Origin of the sequence: Sphingomonas sp. (assembly GCF_965248875.1) — a bacterium.
Taxonomy (GTDB): Bacteria; Pseudomonadota; Alphaproteobacteria; order Sphingomonadales; family Sphingomonadaceae; genus Sphingomonas.
The window spans coordinates 1,661,489-1,676,458 of sequence record NZ_CBDFKR010000011.1 but is presented as its reverse complement, the minus strand read 5'-3'; the positions used below and the strand labels follow the sequence as shown (position 1 = coordinate 1,676,458).

The following is a 14,970-nucleotide window of genomic DNA, read 5'->3' as shown; positions in this document are numbered from 1 at the left end:
GCGGTCCCCCTCCCCGTCCCAAGGAGGAGCACTTCACCCCAGCCGCTCCATCACCTCGTCCGACACCTCGTAATTCCCCCACACCTGCTGCACGTCGTCGTCGTCGTCCAGCGTGTCGATCAGCTTGAACAGCGTCGCCGCGTCGCCTTCGCCGACCGCGACGGTGGTCTGCGGCTTCCAGGCGAGCTTGGCGCCCTCGGGCTCGCCGAGCGCGGGCTCCAGCGCCCTGGCGACCTCGTGCAGGTCGCCGACCGCGGTCCAGACCTCGTGGCCTTCCTCAGACGAGGTGACGTCCTCCGCGCCGGCCTCAAGCGCCGCCTCGAACACCGCATCTGCATCGCCCGCCCGCGCGGGGAAGGTGATCAGCCCGACCCGGTCGAAGCCGTGGCTGACGGAGCCCGACGCGCCCAGATTGCCGCCGTTCTTGCTGACCGCGGTGCGCACGTTGGTCGCGGTGCGGTTGCGGTTGTCGGTCAGCGCCTCGATGATCAGCGACACGCCGCCGGGGCCAAAGCCTTCGTAGCGGATTTCCTCGTAATTCTCCGCGTCGCCGCGCGACGCCTTGTCGATCGAGCGCTGGATGTTGTCCTTGGGCACCGACGCCGCCTTGGCAGCGTTGACGGCTGCGCGCAGCCGCGGGTTCATGTCGGGGTCGGGCAGTCCCATTTTCGCCGCGACGGTGATCTCGCGGCTCAGCTTGGAGAACATGCCGGAGCGCTTTTTATCCTGTGCGCCCTTGCGGTGCATGATGTTCTTGAACTTGGAATGGCCGGCCATCGTCCGGGTCTCTCCTCAGTGTAAGCCCAGCGCCTGCCGGTATGTCTCCATCAGCGCGTCCGCCTCGTCGCGGTGATGCTTTTCCATCTTCCGCAGCGCAACGATCTTGCGCATCGTCTTGGTGTCGAAGCCGGTCGACTTGGCCTCGGCATATGTGTCCTTGATGTCGTCGGCGAAGCCGCGCTTTTCCTCCTCCAGCCGCTCGATCCGCTCGATGAACTGGCGGAGCTGCTCGGCGGAAACATTGTCGGTCATGATCGGTCCTGTGAGCAAATAGCTGCCCGGCGCGCGTCCGGCGGCGGCCGGCGGAGGCCTGTAGGCGAAGGCGGGGCGGCGCTCAACCGGCAGTAGCGTTTCCTCAGACCTCCGCGATGCGCCGCTCGTCCTCGGGCGCGGGCGTCGGCTCGCAGCCAGCGGGCGTTTCCTGCAACCGGCAGGCCATCTTCGTGTTGACCTCGTTCTCAGTGCTAACCGACGAGCCAGGCGCCCACCGCCGCCCCGCCGCCGCACAACGCGGTCACGAGCAGCGACAGCAGCCCCGCGACGAACCCGCTGCGCCGCCGCCGGGCAAACGCGGCGCGCGGCGCGGGTTTGGCGAGCGCCACCTCGATCGCCGCCGCGCCGAGCCCGCCCAGCGCCGTCATCGTCAGCGCGACCAGCGCGCCCGCGGGGCTGGACCGGGCGATGACGACCGGCAGCACCAGTGCCAGCGGCGCCGCCATCGCCAGCGCCGCGCCCAGCTTGGCGCGATTGACCCTCGCTTTGGCGATCGGCGCCGCCATCAGCAGCTCGGGGGCGTCTTCCGCCGCCACCGCCAGCCAGGCGAACGAACCCGCCAGCTGGCCGGCGATCAGAACGCTCGCAAACGCCAGCGCGGGCGCGAGCGGCAGGGCGGCGTCGCTGCGGATCACCACCAGCGCCAGCGGCGCCATGTAGATGAGCCGCAGCGCGATCTGGAACGCGAGCGTCGGATCGCGCGCCAGCAGCCGCCACTCCTTGGCAAAGGTGGCGCGGAATAGCGAGGCGTGGAACAGCCGGCCGCTCGCCCGCCCGGTCGGGCGTGCGCGGGTCAGCCGCATGCCCGCATCCTGATAGCCCGACAGGAACAGCCGCTGCATCGCCCAGCCGGTCCCGGCGAACGCCGCAACGCCGATCGCCAGGATCAGCAGCAGCGGTACCGGTTCGCCGAACGCCGCACGGCCGGGCCAGCTGGTCCAGCCGTTGGCGCCCAGCCCGCGCGCCTGCAGCCAGCGGAACACGACCACGAAGGGTGAACGGCGCTGGCCCTGGCCGAGCTGCGTCACCAGGAAGAAGGCGCCGCCCATCAGCGCCGCCGCGATCTGCCCCACCGTCCGCGCCGCGCGCGGCCCCGCCAACCGCGCGATCGTCAGCGTCAGCGCCGAGCCGATCGACGCCGCCAGCAGGGCGCAGGCGAGCAGCACCGCCGCCACCCCGAACAGCCGCGGATGCCCGATCGCCGCCACCGGCAGCACCGCAGGCAATAGCAGCAGCGCGTAGGTGAGCGCGACATTGGCGGCGATGCCGGTCTGCTTGGCGAGCAGCACGCGCCGCGGCGGCACCGGCGCGGTGAGCAGCAGCTCCAGATCGTTGGTGCCGTAAAGCGTCTGCTGGCTGCCGAGCATCGCCTGTGTCGTCATCAGGGTCATCGCCGCGACGCTGCCGGCCGCTACGACGGCATAGGCAAGCCCGCTCGGCGGCAGCGGCACGGTGCGCAACGCCAGGGCGATGGCGATCCCCGCCAGCACCCACACGGCCAGCAGCACCAGCCCGATCGCAGCGGTGGCGCCCCGGCGCGGCCGTCCCCGCCAGGCGAGCCGCAGCTCGTGGCGCACCAGCCACGCGAACGATCCGGGCGCGCTCACAGCCCGCTCGTCAGCCGGATGAAGGTATCCTCCAGCGTCAGCCCCTCGGTCCCCGCCCGCGCGCGCAGCTCGGCCAGTGTTCCTTCCGCCAGCAACCGCCCGCCCGCAATGATGCCGATGCGGTCGGCCATCCGCTCGGCGACCTCCAGGATGTGCGTGGTGACGATCACCGTCTTGCCCGCCGCCACCTGTTCGCGCAGCGCGTCCTTGACGTGGCGCGCCATGCCTGCGTCCAGCCCGGTCAGCGGCTCGTCCAGGATCAACAGCCGGGGATCGTGGATCAGCGCAGCGGCGAGGACGACCTTCTGCTTCATGCCGCGCGAAAATCCCTCGCAGCGGGTGTCGCGCTCTTCCCACAGGTCGAGCCATTTGAGCAGTCGCTCCGCCTCGGCGGCGGCATGGCCCGGCTCCATCCGCCACAGCCCGGCGACAAAGGCGAGATATTCCAGCGGCGACAGCTTGTCGTAGAGCAGCGGCTCGTCGGGCAGCCAGGCGGTGATCGCCTTGGCGCCGAGCGGGTCCTGCGCGACATCGACCCCGAAGATGCGGATGCTGCCCGCATCGGGCCGGGTCAGCCCCGTCACCATCCGCAGCGTCGTCGTCTTGCCCGCGCCGTTGGGCCCGAGCAGCGCGTAGAGCTGGCCTGCCGCGATCTCCAGGTCCAGTCCGGCGATGACGGGCTTGGCAAAGGACTTGTGGAGACCGCGGATCAGAAGGGCTGGTTCGGTCATGGCGGAGCGCTTGTAGCCGCTGCACGCCGCCCGACAACTGTGGGGCGCGGGTGGCGAGGAGGCGTCCGACCTGCTAGCCCGCGGCCATGCCCTCGGCCGCCGCCTCTGCTCGCGAGATCCTCACCCGGCTTCACGACGTCATGGCCGGTCGCACGCCGGCCCAGGCCAAGCTCAATCAGGTCGTCGGCATCATCGGCGAGGGGCTGGAGAGCGAGGTCTGCTCGATCTACCTGCTGCGCGAGGGCGTGCTGGAGCTGTTCGCGACCCGCGGGCTGGCGCAGGAGGCGGTCCATGTCACCAAGCTGGCGCTGGGCGAAGGGCTGGTCGGCACCATCGCCGAGGAGGTCGAGGTGCTCAACCTGGACGAGGCGGCGAGCCATCCAGACTTCGCTTACAAGCCGGAGACAGGCGAGGAGCGGTTCCACTCCTTCGCCGGGGTGCCGATCATCCGGCGCGAGCGGGCGGTCGGGGTCCTCGCGGTCCAGCACCTGGACCCGCGGCGCTACGCCGATGTCGAGATCGAAGCGCTGCAGACGGTGGCGATGGTGCTGTCCGAGCTGATCGCCAATGCCGGGCTGATCGACGCCGCCGCCACCGCGGGGCAGCGCGCCCAGCCGACCGTCGCGACGCGGATCATCGGCCAGAAGCTGGTGGAGGGTATGGCCGCGGGCTATGCCGTCTTCCACCAGCCGCGCGTCGTCGTCGAGCACACCGTCGCCGAGGACACCGACGCCGAGCGCGCGCGCGTCTATGCCGCGTTCGGCAAGATGCGCGAACAGATCGACCGCATCGCCGCGCAGGCCGAGTTCGGGGTCGGCGGCGAGCATGAGGAGGTGCTCGAGACCTACAAGATGTTCGCCTATGACGAGGGCTGGAGCCGTCGCATCAACGAGGCGATCGACAGCGGCCTGACCGCCGAGGCGGCGATCGAGCGGGTGCAGCAGCGCACCCGCCAGCGCATGCGCCAGATCGACGATCCGCTGCTCGCCGACCGCATGCACGACCTGGAGGATTTGTCCAACCGCCTGCTCCGTACCGTGTCGGGGCAGATGGGGACGGCGGCGCAGCTCGGCCTTCGGCAGGACACGATCCTGATCGCGCGCAACCTCGGCCCGGCCGAGCTGCTCGAATATGACCGGCGGCGGCTGAAGGGCGTGGTGCTGGAGGAGGGCAGCCTGACCGCGCACGTCACCATCGTCGCGCGCGCGATGGGGGTGCCGGTGCTCGGCCGCGCCCGCGACATCCGGCGTCAGGTGGGGGAGGGCGACCTGCTGCTGCTCGACGTGATCGAGGGCAGCTGCTTCGCGCGGCCGACGCCCGCAATGGAGGAAGCGTTCGAGGGGCGGCTGCAACTGCGCCAGCGCCGCCGGGCGGCGTTCGCCGCGTCGAAAGACCTGCCGCCGGTCACCGCCGATGGCCATCGCATCGGGCTGATGGTCAACGCCGGGCTGCGCGACGATGTCGCCGCGCTCGATCTGACCGGCGCCGACGGCATCGGGCTGTTCCGCACCGAGTTCCAGTTCCTCGTCTCCGCCACCCTGCCGCAGCGCGAACGCCAGCAGCGGCTGTACAAGGACGTGCTCGACGCCGCGGGGGACCGGCCGGTGGTGTTCCGCACCGTCGATATCGGCGGCGACAAGGCACTGCCGTACCTGAAGGCGCATGGCACCGACGAGGAGAACCCGGCGATGGGCTGGCGCGCGATCCGCCTCAGCCTGGAGCGCGACGGCCTGATGAGGGCGCAGGCGCGCGCGCTGATCGAGGCGGCGGCGGGGCGGACGCTCAACGTCATGTTCCCGATGGTCAGCGAGCCGTGGGAATTCGAGGACGCGCGCGCGTTGTTCGAGACGCAGCGCGCCTGGGTCGAACAGCGCGGGCGGCGGCTGCCCGCGGAGATCCGCTACGGCGCGATGCTGGAGGTGCCCGCGCTCGCCGAGCAGCTCGACATCCTGCTGCCGCAGCTCCACTTCCTGTCGATCGGCACCAACGACCTGACCCAGTTCCTGTTCGCCGCGGATCGCGCCAACCCGAAACTGGCGGAGCGGTATGACTGGCTCAGCGTCTCCATCCTGCGCTTCCTGCGCCGCGTCGTCGAACCCGCGCATGCGGCGGGCGTACCGGTGGCGGTGTGCGGCGAGATGGGCGGCCGGCCGCTGGAAGCCATGGCGCTGATCGCGCTCGGCGTCGACCGGCTGTCGATCACGCCGGCGGCGGTCGGTCCGGTCAAGGCGATGATCCGGTCGCTCGATCGCGGCCGGCTGCAGGCGCAGCTTTCGACCTGGCTCGCGGCCCCGCCGCACGACATGCGCGCGAGCCTGAGCGGCTGGGCGGCGGCGAACCGCGTCGAACTGTCCTGATCGCCGGACCAAATGGCTTCACCGCTCGATTGACACGTATTAGAGCGTCTGAAAGGTACGGCGTATCGTGCGGCCTTCGGAGGATTGATGGACGACATCTCGCCTGGCCCCGACACGCCGCCGCGGCCGGAGCGCCCCGGCGAGACGCTTCGCGCCGCCCGCGAGAAACTGGGCCTGTCGCTGCCGGAGATCGCGTCGCGCACACGGGTGCCGCTCCGCCATCTCGAAGCGATCGAGGCGGAGGATTATACCGGCCTGCCCAGCCACACCTACGCCACCGGTTTCGCCAAGGCCTATGCCCGTGCGGTCGGCGTCGATGAGGTGTCGATCGCCCGGCGCGTCCGCGGCGAAGTGGCGGGCATCACCCGCGTTGTCCCCGAGTTTCAGCCCTATGAGGAGGCCGACCCGGCGCGCGTGCCGTCGCGCGGGCTGACGATCGTGGCGCTCGGGCTTGCGCTGGCGCTGCTGGTGCTGGCGGGGCTGTATTTCGGCACCGGGCTGTTCCGCGGCGACGGCGATGCGCCGCAGGCGGCGGCCGACCCTGCCGCTCCCATCGCCGCGCCCGCGCCGGCTGCCGCTGCGACGATCCCGGCGACAGGCCAGGTGGTGATCACCGCGACCGAAGAGGTGTGGGTGCGGCTGTACGACAAGGACCGTCACACCCTGCACGAAGCGACGATGCAGGCGGGCGACCATGTCGACGTGCCGGCCGACGCGAACGAGCCGATGATCAACGTCGGGCGTCCCGATCATCTGCGCTTCACGATCAACGGGTCGCAGCTTCAGGGGCTGGACCTCGGCCGTGATCCGATCAAGGATGTCCGGGTCAGCGCAGCGGCGCTGGCGGCGCGGGTCAGCGGCAGCCCCGCGGCGATGCCGGCCCCGGCGGCGACCGGCGAGCGGACTGACCGGCGCCCGGAGCGCCGCGCCGAGCGCACCGCGCCGCCGCGTCGCGACGCGCCCGCCGGGCCGAGCGAGACCCAGCGCGCCAATCTGGACGCCGCCCGTCCCGCCGCGACCCAGGGCAACGCCCAGTAACAGCGGCCGCAAAGGGGCTGGCGGTGCGCCCGCAGCGGTCGCTATAGGTTCGTCACCATAGTTTCGGGGATGCCATGCGTAGCCGTCTGATCGCCGCCAGCGCGCTGGCCCTGACCCTCACGCTGTCGGGCACCGCGCCCGCGCAGAACAGCGTCGACGGGCGCGTCACCCGGCTTGAAAGCGAAATGCGCGCGGTGCAGCGCCGGGTCTTTCCGGGCGGTGCGGGCCAGTATCTGCAGCCCGAGGTGGAAGCGCAGGACCCCGCCACGCCGCTGCCCGGCGCGCCCGCCGGCGGCGCGGTCGTCGATCTCACCGCCCGCGTCGGCGCGCTGGAGGGGCAGATGGCGAGCCTGACCGGTCAGGTCGAGCAGGCGGGCTATCGCGCCCGCACGGTGCAGGAGGCGTTCGATACCTATCGCCGCGCCACCGACGCCCGGTTGCATGCGATCGAAGCGGGCGGTGCGCCGCCGCCTGCCGCCGGCGAGCGCCCGCCCGCCGACGATGCGGTCGATACGCCCGCACCGCGACCGGCGCCGCGTGCCACGCCTCGTCCGACGACGGGCGGGCCCGGCATCACCCGTCCGATCGCCGCACCGGCCGATCCGGCGCGCATCCCCGCCGACCCCGCCCGCGCCGGGCGCGTCGCCGCGGTCGAGCGCCCCAGCACCGGCAACGCGACGGAGGACGCCTACACCTATGGCTATCGCCTGTGGCAGGCGCATCTTTACCCCGAAGCCGAGGCGCAGCTGAAGCTCGCCGCCGCCGCCGGACCGGGCAACCGCCGTTACACGTTTGCGCAGAACCTGCTCGGCCGCGCCTATCTCGATGACAACAAGCCTAGCCTGGCGTCGATGGCGTTCTACGATAACTACAAGCGTGCGCCCGACGGTGAGCGCGCGCCCGAGAGCCTTTATTATCTCGCTCAGGCGCTGCAGCGGCTCAACAAGCCGGCCGATGCGTGCAAGGTCTATGACGAGATGGCCGACGTCTACGCCAACCGGCTGACCGCGCGTCAGCGGACGGACATGGCCGCGGGGCGCGTCCAGTCCCGGTGCCCGGCGCCGCGCTGATCGAGGTGCCGGTCGGCCCGGAAGCGGTCGAGCGGTTCCGCGCCGACCTCGAGCGGCTCACCGGCGGATCGCCCCAGCCCGATGCCGCGTTGGGGATCGCGGTTTCGGGGGGCAGCGACAGCCTGGCCCTGTTGCTTCTCGCCCGTGCCGCCTGGCCGGGCCTGGTCGCCGCCGCGACGGTCGATCACGGGCTGCGCGACGAAGCGGCGGCCGAAGCGCGCTATGTCGGGGAAATCTGCGCCGGGCTGGGCATACCGCACGCAACGCTGCGGCTGCCGGAGCCGCGGCCCGCTATCGCCAATGTGCAGGAACGCGCCCGCGTCATCCGCTATCGCTGCCTCGCGTCCTGGGCGCAATCACAGCGCATCGCGTTCGTCGCGACCGCGCACCAGCGCGACGATGTCGCGGAATCCTTCCTGATGCGCGCGGTGCGCGGGGCGGGGGTGAGGAGCCTGGCGTCGATGCCCGACACCCGCCTGCTCGACAACGCCGCCGCCCTGCTTGTCCGCCCGCTGCTCGGCTGGACCCGCGCCGAGCTTGGCGCGATCGTGAAGGTCGCAGGGCTCGACCCCGTTGCCGACCCGTCCAACGCCGACCCGCGGTTCGACCGCGCAAGGATGCGGACGCTGCTGGCCGAAAACCCGAAGCTGCCGCCCGAGCAGCTGGCGCGCGCGGCGACCAACCTGCGCGATGTCGAGGAAGCGATCGAGTGGATGGTGCTGCGCGACCTCGACCGTCTGGAGCAACGCAGCGACGGCACCGTCCTGCTCAACGCCGACGGCCTGCCGTTCGAGCTTAAACGCCGCTTCATCCTCCGTGCCATCGAGACCGTGCGCCGCCGGCAGGGGCTGCTCGACCCCTGGCGCGCTACCGCCGTCGCCGATCTGGGGCGCTCGCTCGATCGCGGCAGCGGCGGCACGGTTGCCGATGTCGAAGCGCGGGTGAGAGGCGATCGCTGGCACTTTCGCCCCGCCCCGCCGCGCCGCCGAACCGCGACCAAGGGCTGACCGCTGCCGGTGCGACGGCCGGGCGGCACGCTGTCGTCCCGTTCCGGCGCGGCGTGGGCGCGGCGCGGCGCATTCCTGGCGGGCCGTTCCATTGCCATTAACATCCGTGCGCTTATCTTGGCACCATGAGCGAGCACGACAAGCAGCCCCCGTCCGGGTCCGGCAACGATAATGGCGGCGGCAATCCGTGGATGAAGAGCCTGGTCGTCTGGGTGGCGATCCTGCTTGGGCTGGCGCTGTTCGTGACCGTGATCGGCAATCGCGGCGCCGCCACGGCGGGGACGCAGATCACCTATTCGCAGTTCCTGGACAAGGTCGACGAGGGCAGCGTCCAGACGGCGAACGTGTCGCAGACCACGGTATCGGGCAAGCTGAAGTCGGGCGAGCAGTTCCACGCCGATCGCGTCCTGCCCGATCCGGCGCTGCTCCAGAAGCTGCGCGACAAGGGCGTCCAGTTCTCCGGCCGCCCCGACGACGGCCCGTCGATCTGGCAATATCTGCTGTTCCAGTCGCTGCCGTTCCTGATCTTTGTCGGCCTCGCCTTTTTCGTGCTGCGCCAGATGCAGAAGGGCGGCGGCGCCAGTGGTGCGATGGGCTTTGGCAAGAGCCGCGCCAAGATGCTGACCGAAAAGCAGGGCAAGGTGACCTTCGATGACGTCGCCGGCATCGACGAGGCGCGCGAGGAGCTGCAGGAGATTGTCGAGTTCCTGAAGGACCCGACCCGCTTCGCGCGGCTGGGCGGCAAGATCCCCAAGGGCGCGCTGCTGGTCGGTTCACCCGGCACCGGCAAGACGCTGCTGGCGCGTGCGATCGCGGGGGAGGCGGGGGTGCCGTTCTTCACCATCTCGGGTTCCGATTTCGTCGAGATGTTCGTCGGCGTTGGCGCCAGCCGCGTGCGCGACATGTTCGAGCAGGCCAAGAAGTCGGCGCCATGCATCGTCTTCATCGACGAGATCGACGCGGTCGGTCGCCATCGCGGCGCCGGGCTGGGCAACGGCAATGACGAGCGCGAGCAGACGCTCAACCAGCTCCTCGTCGAGATGGACGGCTTTGACGCCAACGAGGGCATCATCATCGTCGCGGCGACCAATCGCCCCGACGTGCTCGACCCCGCCCTGCTGCGCCCGGGCCGGTTTGACCGGCGCGTGACGGTGCCGCTGCCCGACATCGAGGGCCGTGTGAAGATCCTCGAAGTCCACATGAAGAAGGTGCCGCTGGCGCCCGACGTCGATGCGCGGGTGATCGCGCGCGGCTGCCCGGGCATGGCCGGCGCGGACCTCGCCAATCTGGTCAACGAGGCGGCGCTGATGGCGGCGCGGCGCGGCAAGCGGCTGGTCGCGATGGAACAGTTCGAGCAGGCCAAGGACCGCGTCATCATGGGCACCGAGTGGAAGTCGCTCGTGATGACCGACGACGAGAAGCGGATGACCGCCTATCACGAGGCCGGTCACGCGCTGATCAACGCGCACGAGATCTCTGCCAATCCGATCCACAAGGCGACGATCATCCCGCGCGGCGGCGCGCTGGGCATGGTCGTGTCGATGCCGGAGCGCGACAACTACTCCTATCACCGCGACAAGATGTTCGCCGACCTGGCGATCGCGATGGGCGGCCGCGTCGCCGAGGAAGTGATCTTCGGCCACGACAAGGTTTCGTCCGGCGCTTCGGGTGATATCAAGCAGGCGACCAAGCTCAGCCGTGCGATGGTGACGCAGTGGGGCATGTCGGACGCGATCGGTCCGGTCGAGCTCGAGGAAAAGCAGGGCGAGACCTTTCTCGGTTATTCGCAGACGCAGCGCCACAACATGTCGAACGAGACGGCGTTGCTGATCGACAACGAGATCAAGCGCTTCGTCGAGGGCGGGCTGCAGCGGGCGCGCGAGGTCATCACCCGACATATCGACCAGCTTCATGCCATCGCCGGCGCGCTGCTCGAGTATGAGACGATCACGGGCGAGGAAATCAAGCGGATCGTCGCGGGCGATGACATCGGCCGCAACGATGACGGGCCCAGGTCCGCGCCCGTTGCCAAGGCGGGAACGTCGATCCCCAAGACACGGCGGCCGTCGGGCCCGTTCGGAACGCCGTCGCCGCTTGGCGCGTGACGCCATGCGCTGCAGCGATCCGACTGTCCTGCAGGGCTGGGTAAGGGCTTGCCGGTAGCTCCCGTCTAGATGCCCCGGCTACCTCGGACGGGGAGGCGGTCGAGAAAGCGTTTTGGCGTTGCCTTGGCTTACCTTTGAAGGCGCAGGTCAGCCACCGTTCAGTCCGCGCGGGGCATAAACAACGGACAAATCGGAGTTTGTCCATGCGCCTCTTGTTCACCGGTCTCGCGACGACGATGCTCCTTGCCGCCGCTCCTGCCGCCGCGGCGATGACGGTCGGCGCCTTCGTCACCAAGGCGAATGCGCTGCGCGCCAATCCGCTGTCCGCCCTCGCCTCGCCCGACTTGCCGCTGCTACGCGCCGAGGCAGCGACCGCGGCGGCGCAGCTCAAGGCGGATCGTGACGCGCGCCGCGCCGCCGGGCGGCCGCCGATCGCCTGCCCGCCCGAGGGCCAGTCGATCGGCATTATGGAGATGCTCGACGGCCTCGCCGCCTTGCCGCCCGCTGCCCAGCGCCTGCCGCTCAAGGAAGGCTATGCCCGGGTGCTCGCCGGCCGCTTCCCCTGCCGTTGAGGCTCAGCCCGATACTTCCAGGATGATGACACCCAGCACGAAGGCGCTGAGCACCCAGGTCGATCCCAGCAGCAGCAACACCGTCCGCCACAGCGCGCTGAACACCGACAGGGTATAGGCGCCGCGCAGCTGCGCGAACATGTGGACCGGCGGTGCGACGATTGCGAGCAGTGCGATCAGCACGCCGGGCAGCGCGGCCGTCACCATCAGCTCCAGCACGATCGCGAGCAGCGACATGAAGCTGATCGAATAGGTCACGAAGGTCGCGTGATCGTATAGCCCGAACCGCCGCCGCCACAGGAACAGCAGCGCCACGAGCGGCGTCGACAGGAAGATCAGCGCCCAGCTGAACTTGTACGCCGCCGACTGGACCTTGTAGATCACCAGCCCGGGGTTCGCCCTGGCGCGCTGCAGTCCCTGATCCAGCCAGTGCCAATTACTCGTCACGTTGATCGTGTCGCCGGTCGCCTTCGACGTGAGGCGGTGGTGAACGGTCGCAATGGCGTTCACGTCGTTTTGCAGCGCCGCGATCCGCTGGTCGGCATCGCGCGTCGGCTGATGCGCTGCGGCCAGGCGCGCCCGCTCGGCGACGGCGTGGGCGAGGTCGGCACTGGCCCTGGTCCGCGCCGCCTCCAGCTGGGTGGACGGCACGCTGTTCCACCCGTCGGCGATGCCGCTGGTGAAGTCGCCCGGCCCGACCGCGCTGTAGACCGCGAACATCAGGAAGACGGTGAACAGGAAAAGGGCGAGCGGCGACACGAACTTGGCCCGCTCGCCATCGATGTAGCGGCGGGTGAGTTTGCCGGGATGAAGCACCAGCATCGGCACCGTGCGCCAGATCTTGCCCTCGAAATGGAAGACGCCGTGGAGCAGATCGTGAACGATAGACACGAGGGTTTTATGCAGGTGGCCGCTCTGGCCGCACGCGTGGCAATAGCGGCCGATCAGCGCGGCGCCGCAATTGAGGCAGGGGCCGTGCGCTACCGCCGGTCCCGCGCCCGCCTGCGGCTCGACGGTGCGCGACCAGGCTGCGCCCGTTGCCGCGTCACCTGCTGCTTCGATCCCTCCGTTCATGCTGGAGCGATAGCATTGCCGGAACCGCTTCGTCACGCTGTCCTACAGGCCTTGGGACTGGCATGGAGGCAACACGGGCTGAGTCGGCGGGTCAACCGCGAGAAGAGCGAACAGCGATGATGCGGACAACATGGACAACATGGCTCACACCGAAGCAGTGACGCCCGAAGCGCTGATCGCGGCCATGGGCGCACGCGCCCGGTCTGCGGCGCGGACGCTGGCGACGCTGGATAGCTCGGTGAAAGCCGCGGGGCTGCGCGCCGCCGCTACGGCGATCCGCCGTGACGCCGCCGCGATCCTCGCCGCCAACGCGCAGGACATGGCCGATGCGACCGCGCTGTCCACGGCGTTGCGCGATCGCCTGCTGCTCGACGAGAAGCGGCTGGAGGGGATGGCGGCCGGTGTCGAGGCGGTGGCGGCGTTGCCGGACCCGGTGGGTCGGGTGATCGACGCGTCCGAGCGGCCCAACGGCCTGCGCCTGTCGCGCGTCCGCGTGCCGATCGGGGTGATCGGCATCGTCTATGAAAGCCGGCCCAACGTTACCGCCGACGCCGCCGCGCTCACCGTGATGAGCGGCAACGCCGCCATCCTGCGGGGCGGCAGCGAGGCGATGAACAGCAACCGCGCCATTCATCGGGCCTTCGCGGCCGGACTGGCCACCGCTGGGCTGCCGGCCGACGCGGTTCAGCTGGTGCCCACGCAGGACCGCGCGGCGGTGGGCGCGATGCTGGCGGCGGACGGCGTGCTCGACCTCGTCATCCCCCGCGGCGGCAAGGGTCTCGTTGCGCGGGTGCAGGCAGACGCGCGCGTGCCGGTGCTGGCGCATCTCGACGGCAACAACCACGTCTATGTGGACGGCTCCGCCAACCCGGCGATGGCGCAAGCGGTCGTGATCGACGCCAAGCTGCGCCGCACCGGCGTCTGCGGCGCGATGGAGACGCTGCTGATCGACCGGGCCTTTGCCCAGCCGGTCGAGCTGGTCCAGGCGTTGCAGGCGGCCGGGTGTGAAGTGCGCGGCGATCCGGTCGAGGCGTCGATCGGCCCCATCGTGGCGTCGGTGAGCGACGCTGACTGGGATACCGAATATCTCGACGCGATAGCCGCGGTGGCGCTAGTTGACGGCGTCGAAGAGGCGCTGGCGCACATCGCCCGGCACGGCTCGCATCACACCGACGCGATCGTGACGGAGGACGCGGTTGTCGCGGAGCGCTTCCTGGCGGAGGTCGACTCGGCGATCGTGCTGTGGAACGCGTCGACGCAGTTCGCCGATGGCGGCGAATTCGGGCTGGGCGCGGAGATCGGCATCGCCACCGGCCGCCTCCACGCTCGCGGCCCGGTCGCGCTGGAGGGGCTGACCACGTATAAATGGATCGGCCGCGGCACGGGGCAGGTGCGGGGTTGATGAGGCTGGCCAGGATTACACTCTCGAGCAGGTGATGGAGATGTCCAGCGTGACGCAGGAGCGTGCAACGCCGCATGACGGACGTCACATGGACGGATGCAGCGAGCGATCTTCTTCACGCCGAGAAGTATCTGTGCCGCTTTCATCCTGATTAGGGGCGTCACTCTGTCGTTCGGGCAATCGCGGCGGCTGAGTTCGTTCTCGAACATGCGGCCACCGGCGCTGGTGTGGGTGAGACGCGCTGGCGAAAGTGTTGGATTATGAGCACGCATCATGTTCTGATCTATCGACCGGTGCAAACTGGTGTGGAGATCGGTCGGATTCGCCACGACCGAAGTTCCTGGGAAAGGGTGCCGGCTTGACCCGCCGCATCGGCCTGCTCGGTGGTTCGTTCAATCCGGCGCACCGGGGGCATCGGCGTATCTCGCTGGCGGCGGTCCGCGCGTTGGGGTTGGATGAGGTATGGTGGCTGGTCTCGCCCGGCAACCCGTTGAAGCCACAGGTGGGCATGACGCCGCTCGCCGCGCGGCTCGGCTCCGCCCGCGCGATGGCCCGGCGCGCGCCGATCCGGGCGGGCGCGATCGAGGCGGAGCTGGGGACCCGCTATACGATCGATACGGTGAGAGCGCTCGTCCGGCGCTATCCGCGCCATCGCTTCATCTGGCTGATGGGCGCCGACAATCTGGCGCAGTTCGACCGCTGGCGCGACTGGCGCGGAATCGCCCGGACGCTGCCGATTGCAGTGATCGCACGCCCGTCCTATAATGGGGCTGCCCGCGCGGGTCACGCGATGGGCTGGCTCCGGCGCTATCAGCGGCGCCCGACCCAAGCGATGCGCTGGACCTTGTGGAGTTTGCCGGCCCTGGTGCTGCTGCGCTTCCGCCCCGACCCCACTTCCGCGACATCGATCCGCGCGGCCGATCCCGATTGGGCCGGCCGCTTCACCACCTAGCC

At 70.2% G+C, this 14,970-nt stretch carries 13 protein-coding genes; 8 read left to right on the top strand and 5 right to left on the bottom strand.

Going from position 1 to position 14,970, the window contains the following annotated elements:
* Positions 1–33 precede the first annotated feature (33 nt).
* The 4 genes from ACP2AD_RS15330 to ACP2AD_RS15315 form a co-directional block, all read right to left on the bottom strand.
* On the bottom strand, positions 34–777 hold the full coding sequence (locus ACP2AD_RS15330) for a YebC/PmpR family DNA-binding transcriptional regulator (protein ID WP_425230904.1): 744 nt from the start codon (positions 775–777) through the stop codon (positions 34–36).
* A 15-nt stretch (positions 778–792) separates the two neighbouring features.
* Positions 793–1,032, bottom strand: a complete 240-nt coding sequence (locus ACP2AD_RS15325; RefSeq protein ID WP_425230903.1) for a DUF2312 domain-containing protein — start codon at positions 1,030–1,032, stop codon at positions 793–795.
* A gap of 212 nt (positions 1,033–1,244) precedes the next feature.
* Entirely contained in the window at positions 1,245–2,660 is a 1,416-nt protein-coding gene (locus tag ACP2AD_RS15320; RefSeq protein ID WP_425230902.1) for a hypothetical protein, read from the bottom strand.
* Positions 2,657–3,391 carry an ABC transporter ATP-binding protein gene (locus ACP2AD_RS15315; RefSeq protein ID WP_425230901.1) on the bottom strand — a complete coding sequence of 245 codons (735 nt, stop codon included), beginning with the start codon at positions 3,389–3,391 and terminating at the stop codon, positions 2,657–2,659. The genes ACP2AD_RS15320 and ACP2AD_RS15315 overlap by 4 nt, the downstream gene beginning before the upstream one ends.
* An 86-nt stretch (positions 3,392–3,477) precedes the next feature.
* Here ACP2AD_RS15315 and ptsP point away from each other — a divergent pair, with 86 nt between their 5' ends.
* From ptsP to ACP2AD_RS15285, 6 genes are all read left to right on the top strand, one after another.
* Positions 3,478–5,748: a phosphoenolpyruvate--protein phosphotransferase gene (ptsP, locus tag ACP2AD_RS15310; RefSeq protein WP_425230900.1), complete on the top strand. Its 2,271-nt coding sequence runs from the start codon at positions 3,478–3,480 to the stop codon at positions 5,746–5,748.
* An 87-nt stretch (positions 5,749–5,835) separates the two neighbouring features.
* On the top strand, positions 5,836–6,786 hold the full coding sequence (locus ACP2AD_RS15305; protein WP_425230899.1) for a helix-turn-helix domain-containing protein: 951 nt from the start codon (positions 5,836–5,838) through the stop codon (positions 6,784–6,786).
* 74 nt (positions 6,787–6,860) lie between these two features.
* Positions 6,861–7,856, top strand: a complete 996-nt coding sequence (locus tag ACP2AD_RS15300) for a hypothetical protein (RefSeq protein ID WP_425230898.1) — start codon at positions 6,861–6,863, stop codon at positions 7,854–7,856.
* Positions 7,838–8,863, top strand: a complete 1,026-nt coding sequence (gene tilS / locus ACP2AD_RS15295; RefSeq protein ID WP_425230897.1) for a tRNA lysidine(34) synthetase TilS — start codon at positions 7,838–7,840, stop codon at positions 8,861–8,863. Before ACP2AD_RS15300 ends, tilS begins: the two co-directional genes overlap by 19 nt.
* A gap of 125 nt (positions 8,864–8,988) precedes the next feature.
* Positions 8,989–10,968 carry an ATP-dependent zinc metalloprotease FtsH gene (gene ftsH, locus ACP2AD_RS15290; RefSeq protein WP_425230896.1) on the top strand — a complete coding sequence of 660 codons (1,980 nt, stop codon included), beginning with the start codon at positions 8,989–8,991 and terminating at the stop codon, positions 10,966–10,968.
* Between the two features lie 203 nt (positions 10,969–11,171).
* Positions 11,172–11,540: a hypothetical protein gene (locus ACP2AD_RS15285; RefSeq protein ID WP_425230895.1), complete on the top strand. Its 369-nt coding sequence runs from the start codon at positions 11,172–11,174 to the stop codon at positions 11,538–11,540.
* Between the two features lie 3 nt (positions 11,541–11,543).
* On the opposite strand, the gene ACP2AD_RS15280 is transcribed toward ACP2AD_RS15285, so the two are convergent.
* Positions 11,544–12,650 (bottom strand): DUF3667 domain-containing protein, encoded by a 1,107-nt coding sequence (locus ACP2AD_RS15280; RefSeq protein ID WP_425230894.1) that lies wholly within the window; start codon positions 12,648–12,650, stop codon positions 11,544–11,546.
* A gap of 103 nt (positions 12,651–12,753) precedes the next feature.
* On the opposite strand from ACP2AD_RS15280, the gene ACP2AD_RS15275 reads away from it, so the two are divergent.
* Positions 12,754–14,016, top strand: a complete 1,263-nt coding sequence (locus ACP2AD_RS15275; RefSeq protein ID WP_425230893.1) for a glutamate-5-semialdehyde dehydrogenase — start codon at positions 12,754–12,756, stop codon at positions 14,014–14,016.
* Between the two features lie 358 nt (positions 14,017–14,374).
* Positions 14,375–14,968 carry a nicotinate-nucleotide adenylyltransferase gene (locus ACP2AD_RS15270; protein ID WP_425230892.1) on the top strand — a complete coding sequence of 198 codons (594 nt, stop codon included), beginning with the start codon at positions 14,375–14,377 and terminating at the stop codon, positions 14,966–14,968.
* Positions 14,969–14,970 lie beyond the last annotated feature (2 nt).

Coding starts and splice junctions, on each gene's coding strand:
- ptsP (WP_425230900.1), top strand. CDS start 3,478: ATGCCCTCGGCCGCCGCCTCTGCTCGCGAGATCCTCACCCGGCTTCAC.
- ACP2AD_RS15285 (WP_425230895.1), top strand. CDS start 11,172: ATGCGCCTCTTGTTCACCGGTCTCGCGACGACGATGCTCCTTGCCGCC.
- ACP2AD_RS15300 (WP_425230898.1), top strand. CDS start 6,861: ATGCGTAGCCGTCTGATCGCCGCCAGCGCGCTGGCCCTGACCCTCACG.
- ACP2AD_RS15315 (WP_425230901.1), bottom strand. CDS start 3,391: ATGACCGAACCAGCCCTTCTGATCCGCGGTCTCCACAAGTCCTTTGCC.
- ACP2AD_RS15305 (WP_425230899.1), top strand. CDS start 5,836: ATGGACGACATCTCGCCTGGCCCCGACACGCCGCCGCGGCCGGAGCGC.
- ACP2AD_RS15275 (WP_425230893.1), top strand. CDS start 12,754: ATGGCTCACACCGAAGCAGTGACGCCCGAAGCGCTGATCGCGGCCATG.
- ftsH (WP_425230896.1), top strand. CDS start 8,989: ATGAGCGAGCACGACAAGCAGCCCCCGTCCGGGTCCGGCAACGATAAT.
- ACP2AD_RS15325 (WP_425230903.1), bottom strand. CDS start 1,032: ATGACCGACAATGTTTCCGCCGAGCAGCTCCGCCAGTTCATCGAGCGG.
- ACP2AD_RS15330 (WP_425230904.1), bottom strand. CDS start 777: ATGGCCGGCCATTCCAAGTTCAAGAACATCATGCACCGCAAGGGCGCA.